Source organism: Streptomyces sp. UH6 (assembly GCF_013421635.1).
Classification (GTDB): domain Bacteria; phylum Actinomycetota; class Actinomycetes; order Streptomycetales; family Streptomycetaceae; genus Streptomyces; species Streptomyces abyssomicinicus.
Genome location: NZ_JACADT010000267.1, coordinates 1 through 6,462 on the forward strand (window position 1 = coordinate 1; position 6,462 = coordinate 6,462).

At 72.8% G+C, this 6,462-nt stretch carries 8 protein-coding genes; all 8 read right to left on the minus strand.

All coding sequences use genetic code 11. The annotated features are described in order from the left end of the window. Nucleotides 1–305: 305 nt before the first annotated feature. Complete coding sequence (locus tag HW445_RS14940; protein WP_180221508.1) at nt 306–614, minus strand: hypothetical protein; 309 nt, start codon at nt 612–614, stop codon at nt 306–308. 167 nt (nt 615–781) lie between these two features. Further along, nucleotides 782–1,768, minus strand: coding sequence for a prolipoprotein diacylglyceryl transferase (gene lgt, locus HW445_RS14945; RefSeq protein WP_180221509.1), 987 nt, complete (start codon nt 1,766–1,768; stop codon nt 782–784). An 86-nt stretch (nt 1,769–1,854) separates the two neighbouring features. Continuing rightward, nucleotides 1,855–2,628 carry a thioredoxin domain-containing protein gene (locus HW445_RS14950; RefSeq protein WP_180221510.1) on the minus strand — a complete coding sequence of 258 codons (774 nt, stop codon included), beginning with the start codon at nt 2,626–2,628 and terminating at the stop codon, nt 1,855–1,857. A gap of 118 nt (nt 2,629–2,746) precedes the next feature. After that, nucleotides 2,747–3,565 (minus strand): tryptophan synthase subunit alpha, encoded by an 819-nt coding sequence (gene trpA / locus HW445_RS14955; RefSeq protein ID WP_180221511.1) that lies wholly within the window; start codon nt 3,563–3,565, stop codon nt 2,747–2,749. Next, nucleotides 3,562–4,848 (minus strand): tryptophan synthase subunit beta, encoded by a 1,287-nt coding sequence (gene trpB, locus HW445_RS14960; protein WP_180221512.1) that lies wholly within the window; start codon nt 4,846–4,848, stop codon nt 3,562–3,564. The genes trpA and trpB overlap by 4 nt, the downstream gene beginning before the upstream one ends. An 8-nt stretch (nt 4,849–4,856) precedes the next feature. Next, a complete protein-coding gene (gene trpM / locus HW445_RS34415; protein WP_374939653.1) occupies nt 4,857–5,153 on the minus strand; it encodes a tryptophan biosynthesis modulator TrpM in 297 nt (98 codons plus the stop codon). A 19-nt stretch (nt 5,154–5,172) separates the two neighbouring features. Beyond that, the gene (trpC, locus tag HW445_RS14965; RefSeq protein WP_180221513.1) at nt 5,173–5,982 is read right to left on the minus strand and encodes an indole-3-glycerol phosphate synthase TrpC; all 810 of its coding nucleotides are present in this window, start codon (nt 5,980–5,982) and stop codon (nt 5,173–5,175) included. 157 nt (nt 5,983–6,139) lie between these two features. After that, nucleotides 6,140–6,460, minus strand: a complete 321-nt coding sequence (locus HW445_RS14970; protein WP_308799168.1) for a DUF2752 domain-containing protein — start codon at nt 6,458–6,460, stop codon at nt 6,140–6,142. Between the last annotated feature and the right edge of the window lie 2 nt (nt 6,461–6,462).

The window sequence follows — 6,462 nt, forward strand, 5'->3', positions numbered from 1 at the left end:
GCTCCACCAGGCGCAAGCGGGCGGTGCCGTACGCACGTGGCCTCACAGCGGCGTGCCGAAGGCCCAGCCTTGGCGGACAGCACTGTTCATCCCCCGACCCACCCCCTTCCCAGGGGACTTACGTTCCGCGGAGCGAGCCGTCGCGCGAGGACGTGAGGCCTGCGCCCACCCGTGCCGCCCCAGCGGCACGACTGCCCGCAGACGGAACGGGTGGGACGCGCCCAGCGGCACGATCGCCCGCAGACGGAACGGGTGGGGCGCGCCCGGCAGCACGACTGCCCGCAGCGGGAAGGGTCCCGTTGCTCCTACGGGTTCCGGCACGTCTCTTCCGTGGTGCTGTCGCCCTCGGCGTGTTCGTAGATCCAGCCCGCAGAGGTGTCGGGGGCTCGGACCGCCAGGTAGGTGTGCTTGACCGTGGGGTCCCAAGGCCCCGGTGCTCGGCCGGGGCGGCCGCGGAAACCTGCGGGTGGTGCTCCTGCCCGGTCGAGCACGACGATCCTGGTCCGCCCGTCGAAAGGGCCGCCGACGACGGCGATGCCGACGGTGTTGTGGACGGTTTCGCCCGCGAGCCAACGCCGGACGAGTGCCAGGTGCTCGGAATGCTCGTCCCCCATGCCCGAAGCCGACCATGGGCTCGGGCAAAGGGCAAGCAGGTCGCGGACCACGGCGATCAGGACATCGGCCCGCCGGTGCGACTGCCCGCGGGGGGACATGCGACGGCGCCGCGCCCCGGGGATACGGGACGCGGCGCCGTGCCGCATGGTGCCTGCGCGAGGCGGGGTTACTTGCCCTTGGCGTCCGTCCGGCCCGCCGCCTCGGCGGACCCACCCCCGCCGGAGCCCTCACCGGAGCCGGAGTCCGCATCGGAACCGGAACCGGAGTCGGAGTCGGAGTCCGAACCGGAGCCGGGGTCCGCGTCGGAGCCGGAGCCCGAACCGGAGTCGTCGTCCCCCGCTCCGGGCTCGACGACCGCCTCCCGCCCCGGCCGCTTCCGCGCCGACAGCACGAAATACAGCACGGCCAGCAGGAAGACCAGCACGGCGGTCCAGTTGTTCAGCCGCAGGCCGAGGATCTCGTGGGCCTCGTCGACCCGCATGTACTCGATCCAGAACCGCCCGGCGCAGTACGCGGCGACGTACAGCGCGAACGCCCGCCCGTGCCCGAGCTTGAACCTGCGGTCCGCCCAGATGACCAGCAGCGCGACGCCGATGCACCACAGCGACTCGTAGAGGAAGGTCGGGTGGTAGTACCCCGGGACGCGGCCGTCCAGCGAGGAGGTGATGTGGACCGCCCACGGAAGGTCCGTCTCACGCCCGTACAGCTCCTGGTTGAACCAGTTGCCCCAGCGGCCGACGGCCTGGGCGAGGGCGATGCCCGGGGCGACCGCGTCGGCGTACGCCGGCAGCGGGATGCCCCGGCGGCGCGCGCCGATCCAGGCGCCGACCGCGCCGAAGGCGATCGCGCCCCAGATGCCGAGACCGCCCTCCCATACCTTGAAGGCGTCCACCCAGTCACGGCCCGCGCCGAAGTACAGCTGGTAGTCCGTGATCACGTGGTAGAGGCGGCCGCCGACCAGGCCGAACGGCACGGCCCACACCGCGACGTCGGCGACCGTGCCCGGCCGTCCGCCACGGGCGACCCAGCGCCGGTTGCCGAGCCAGATGGCGACGAAGACGCCGATGATGATGCAGAACGCATAGCCGCGCAGCGGGACGGGACCGAGGTACAGCACCCCGCGCGACGGGCTGGGAATGTAGGCAAGTTCCATGGCAGGGTCGACGCTACCGTGCCGGGCCGCCGGGAAGGCGGGCGGCCCGGCAACGGCTCCATAACGGGGCGCGGCCGCGAGGACGGCTAACGGCCCGCCTTCGCCTCCACCATCTGCTGGAACTTGGCGGGCGTCATCGAACGGTCCTGGTAGATGTTCTTGCCGTTGAGCAGGACCGTCGGCGTGCCGCTGAAGCCGCCGGAGCGGAAGGCCTCGTTGGATTCGCGGACCCAGCTGTCGTGGGTGCCGTCGTCGACGCAGCCGCGGAAGGCGGGGGTGTCGAGGCCCTGGACCTTGCCGGCGAGTTCGATCAGCTTCGCGTTGTCGGCGAGGGCGTCGTCCGTCTCCGCGGGCTGGGCGTCGAAGAGGACGTCGTGGTAGGCGGGGAACTTCCCGGCGTCCTGCGCGCAGGCGGCGGCGTTCGCCGAGCGCAGGGAGCCGCTGCCGCCGAGGTTGCCGTCGATCAGCGTGACCAGGTGGTACTCGACCTTGAGGGAGCCCGCCTCGGTCAGTTCGTTGATCGTGGACCGGTAGGCCGTCTCGAAGGCCTTGCAGGCCGGGCAGCGGAAGTCCTCCCAGACCACGAGCGTGGAGGGGGCGTCGGGGCTGCCGACGGGCACCGCCAGTTTCTTCTCGCCGCCGGCGCCGGAGGGGGCCACGGCCGGGCCCTCGGCGTCGCTGGTGTCCCCGCCGGAGTTGGCGGCCAGCACCCCGACGACAGCCGCGAGACCGAGGACGCAGACCACGGCCCCGCCGACGATCAGGGCGCGGCGGCGTTTCTCCGCTGCCTTCTGCTTCTCGCGCTCCACCGCCAGGCGCTGGCGGGCGCTGCGCTTTCCGTCTCGGTTCTTCTCACTCACATGGGGCAGAACGAACCGGGGAGGCGCAACGCGCCTCCCCGGTCCCATGTCCACCCGTTCGAGTGAGTGGCCCTGTCCCCCTGACCCTCCGCGGGGCCGGGTACGGGGCCTGGCGGCCCTACGCCCGCCCGCGCACGCCTTCCGACAGGTCGGCGGCGAGCGCCCGGACCGCCTCGCGGCGGGCGTCCGCGTCGTCGCCGGCGTCGAGCATCTTCTGCACGAAGGCCGAGCCGACGATCACACCGTCGGCGAAGCCCGCGACCTCGGCCGCCTGGGCGCGGTTGGAGACGCCGAGGCCCACGCAGACCGGCAGGTCGGTGGTGGCGCGGGTGCGCCGCACCAGTTCCTGGGCCTGCTCCCCGACGGACGCGCGGGTGCCGGTGACACCCATCAGCGAGGCCGCGTAGACGAAGCCGCTGCCGGCCTCGGTGATCTCCGCGAGCCGCGCGTCCTGGCTGGACGGGGCGACCACGAAGACGGTGGCCAGGTCGTGCTTCTCGGCGTGCTCACGCCACAGCGCGGACTCCTGGACCGGAAGGTCGGGCAGGATGCAGCCCGCGCCGCCGGCCTCGGCGAGCTCCGCGGTGAACCGCTCGACGCCGTAGCGGTCGATCGGGTTCCAGTAGGTCATCACCAGCACCGGCTTCCCGGTCGCCTCGTGTGCCTCGCGGACCGTGCGCATCACGTCGGCGATCTTCACCCCGCCGCGCAGCGCGATGTCGTCGGCGGTCTGGATGACCGGGCCGTCCAGCACCGGGTCGCTGTGCGGAAGGCCCACCTCGACCACGTCCGCGCCGCCGTCGAAGGCTGCCTTGACCGCGTCGATGCCGCCCTCGACGGTCGGGAAGCCCGCCGGAAGATAAGCGATGAGCGCGGACCGGCCCTCGGCCTTCGTGGCCGCGAGAGTGTCGCTCAACAGCTGTCGGTTCCCGGTCACTTGGCGTCCCCCTCGATCTCCGCGACGTCGCCGGCCTGGTCGGCGGCGACCGACGCGTCGGCATCATACAACCCGAAGTAACGGGCTGCCGTGTCCATGTCCTTGTCCCCCCGGCCGGAGAGGTTGACCACGATCAGGCCCTCCGGGCCGAGTTCGCGGCCGACCTCGAGCGCGCCCGCCAGGGCGTGCGCCGACTCGATCGCCGGGATGATGCCCTCGGTGCGCGACAGCAGGCGCAGTGCCTGCATGGCGGCGTCGTCGGTGACCGCGCGGTACTCGCCGCGGCCGCTGTCCTTGAGGTAGGCGTGCTCCGGGCCGATGCCCGGGTAGTCCAGACCGGCGGAGATGGAGTAGGGCTCGGTGATCTGGCCCTCCTCGTCCTGGAGGACGTAGGAGCGGGAGCCGTGCAGGATGCCCGGCTCGCCGACGGTGAGGGTGGCGGCGTGCTCGCCGGTCTCCAGGCCGTGGCCGGCCGGCTCGCAGCCGATCAGGCGGACGCCCTCGTCGGGGATGAAGGCGTGGAAGAGGCCGATGGCGTTGGAGCCGCCACCGACGCAGGCGACCGCCGCGTCGGGCAGCCGGCCGGCGCTCTCCAGCAGCTGCCTGCGGGCCTCGACGCCGATCACCCGGTGGAAGTCGCGCACCATCGCGGGGAAGGGGTGGGGCCCGGCGACCGTGCCGAACAGGTAGTGGGTGTTGTCGACGTTGGCGACCCAGTCGCGGAACGCCTCGTTGATGGCGTCCTTGAGGGTGCGGCTGCCGGACTTCACCGCGACCACCTCGGCGCCCAGCATGCGCATCCGGGCGACGTTGAGCGCCTGGCGCTGGGTGTCGATCTCGCCCATGTAGATGGTGCAGTCGAGGCCGAACAGCGCGCAGGCGGTGGCGGTGGCCACGCCGTGCTGTCCGGCGCCGGTCTCCGCGATGACGCGGGTCTTGCCCATCCGCCGGGTCAGCAGGGCCTGGCCCAGCACGTTGTTGATCTTGTGCGAGCCGGTGTGGTTCAGGTCCTCGCGCTTGAGGAAGATCCGCGCGCCGCCGGCGTGCTCGGCGAAGCGGGGAACCTCGGTCAGCGCGCTGGGACGGCCGGTGTAGTGCACCAGCAGGGCCTCGAGCTCGCGGGCGAACTCGGGGTCCGACTTGGCCTTGCCGTACTCGACGGCGACCTCGTCGACGGCGGCGACGAGCGCCTCCGGGATGAACTTGCCGCCGAAGGCGCCGAAGTAGCCGGCGACGGTGGGGACGTGCCCTTCCGGATCGGGCACGAAGAACTGACTGGACATGCGAAGAGTCACCTCAACAGGTGGTCACGGGTGATGTCGGATCGGCGTGGGGCTTCGCCCCCGCGCCATCGCATCCCGTTCACCTGTCCGGGCTCGTCCCCTATGACGTACCGGACCCTGCGGCCCCGCACCCGCCGGGCCGGTGCCCTGCACCCGCGCGGCTTGCAGCCGCGCGCCAGTCGCGCGAAGCGCTCCTCGGCGGGCTCCGCCGGGCAGGCCTGACCGGCGCACGGCTCCGGGGTGCGGGCCGTTCGGCACGCACCCGCGGATCCGCGGCACTCGGCGGGCTGCGGCTCGGCGGACATCACCTCAGGCTACCCGTCCTCAGGCGCGCCCGTGCCGGATTGCGGGGTGTTCCCCCGCGGCCACCAGGTCGGCCACGGCCGTTCTGGGGTCCTTGCCGGTCACCAGCGACTCGCCGACCAGGACGGCGTCCGCCCCGGCGTTGGCGTAGGCGATCAGGTCGTGCGGCCCGCGGACGCCGGACTCGGCGACCTTGACGATGTGCGGCGGGATCTCCGGCAGCACCCGCTCGATGGTGGAGCGGTCCACCTCCAGCGTCTTGAGGTTCCGCGCGTTCACACCGACGACCTTGGCGCCCGCGTCCAGCGCGCGCTCCACCTCGTCCTCGTCGTGTGCCTCGACCAGGGCGGTGAGCCCGATCGACTCGGCCCGCTCGATCAGCGACTCCAGGGCCGGCTGCTCGAGCGCGGCGACGATCAGCAGGGCGAGGTCGGCGCCGTGGGCCCGCGCCTCCCAGAGCTGGTAGGAGGAGACGATGAAGTCCTTGCGGAGCACCGGGATGTCCACCCGGGCCCGGACCGCCTCGAGGTCGTCCAGCGATCCGCCGAACCGGTGCTTCTCGGTCAGCACGGAGATGACCGCGGCGCCGCCCGCCTCGTAGTCGGCGGCGAGGGCCGCCGGGTCGGCGATGGCGGCCAGCGCGCCCTTGGAGGGGCTGGACCGCTTGACCTCGCAGATGACCTTGACGCCCTCACCGCGCAGGGCGGCGGCGCCGTCCTTGGCGGCGGGGGCCTTGGCCGCGCGCTCCTTGAGCTCGTCGAGGCCGACGCGCGCCTGCCGCTCCGCGAGGTCGGCCCGCACTCCGTCGATGATCTCGTCGAGCACACTCACGCGAGCGGCCCCCTTCCGTGACGGTGGTCGGTTCCGTTCGATACCGATGGTCACTGGCGATGGTATCCGCAGGCGGCCCCCGCTCCCGCATCCGGCGCCGCCGGTCCCACTACCTGGACGTTTCCCGGCAAGAGGCATCAGGTGTGCACGGAGGGCCTCATGGGTGCAGCCAGTGCCCGAACGGGAGATTCCTGACGACGGTGAACACGGCCAGCACCGCGCCGAACGCCCACAGCTGGGCCGGACGGGGATCGAACCGCACCGGCAGCCCCCGGGCCGCCCGCACCGCCCAGACGGCCCACAGGACGGCGAAGAGCAGGTAGCCCACGACGGCCGGCGCGTTGGACTGGAGCGCGGCGGCCAGGTCGCCGTGGACGAAGGCGTGGGCGCTGCGGAGGCCGCCGCAGCCGGGGCAGTAGAGGCCGGTCACGCTGAGCAGCGGGCAGGCCGGGTAGTGCCCGGGTTCGTTGGGGTCCACGG

Excerpts from the sequence above, each read along its gene's own strand:
- trpM (WP_374939653.1), bottom strand. The coding sequence starts at position 5,153 with ATGTCCGCCGAGCCGCAGCCCGCCGAGTGCCGCGGATCCGCGGGTGCG.
- trpB (WP_180221512.1), bottom strand. The coding sequence starts at position 4,848 with ATGTCCAGTCAGTTCTTCGTGCCCGATCCGGAAGGGCACGTCCCCACC.
- lgt (WP_180221509.1), bottom strand. The coding sequence starts at position 1,768 with ATGGAACTTGCCTACATTCCCAGCCCGTCGCGCGGGGTGCTGTACCTC.
- HW445_RS14940 (WP_180221508.1), bottom strand. The coding sequence starts at position 614 with ATGGGGGACGAGCATTCCGAGCACCTGGCACTCGTCCGGCGTTGGCTC.